At 38.8% G+C, this 811-nt stretch carries 1 protein-coding gene and 1 pseudogene; both read right to left on the reverse strand.

Features of this window, described 5'->3' with window-relative positions; all coding sequences use genetic code 11:
• Nucleotides 1-542: major tail protein (locus ACTWQB_RS17390; protein ID WP_443140405.1), on the reverse strand; the 542-nt coding region annotated here is incomplete at its 3' end.
• An 18-nt stretch (nucleotides 543-560) separates the two neighbouring features.
• Nucleotides 561-811: pseudogene (locus ACTWQB_RS17395) on the reverse strand (hypothetical protein); the annotation flags it as partial.

Here is an 811-nt window from a genome sequence, read left to right on the forward strand (position 1 = left end):
TTTTCCTTATCAAAACCGTCAACTTTACGTTCCATAAATTCACCTGAGATTTCTTGATTCTGAAAAGCTGTCGTATTTTCTTTTGTTTGTGCATTAATCGTCGGACGCATGAACATCCCTTTGGTTAATCCTACCCACTCTTTTGATCCGTCTTCATGCGTTTTAGCAAAGACACAGGCTACATATGGAGGGTTATCCCCCTCACCGTAAGAGCCAAGACCCTCAACAGTTTCAAGTCCAAGTAACCTTTGACGATCCTCGACCGGCAACTTATGAAAAGCACCTGTCACCGTTACATTACCGTTTGAAACAGCAATCTCAGCTGTTTTATTATCACCATAAGCTCGTACAGCTTCTTGTGGCATTTCAACGGTAATTGTCTGAGCAAACTGAATGCGCTCAATCGCATCTTTAATAATGCTTGTATCACTTTCCTCATCTAACACCGCATAGTAAAATTCATCTACACCTGTTGAAGCTTTGTAGTTTTTGTTTTCTGCAAAGTGCTGTAAATTCAGCTTTAACAGTTTATCTTTATTCATCCGATCTTCCTCCTCTAATTAATTAACATATTTTTTACCGCGATAACGTCTTGCATCTCGATAAACATTTAAATCTTTATCCCACTCATCGACTCCACCACCGTAGTTTCCAAAGTTAAATTGGTCCCAAAGAATTTGTTGAATCCTTCGAGCTACTAAATTACGATCTGTTTTATCTAGAGACCACACTTCAATCTGATAAAGATAATCTTCGGTTAACCATTGATTATCGGCGTAGTCTGAAGGTAACGGAGGATCTAATGGATCAA

It is taken from the genome of Piscibacillus sp. B03, from assembly GCF_052246295.1.
Lineage (GTDB): Bacteria > Bacillota > Bacilli > Bacillales > Alkalibacillaceae > Piscibacillus.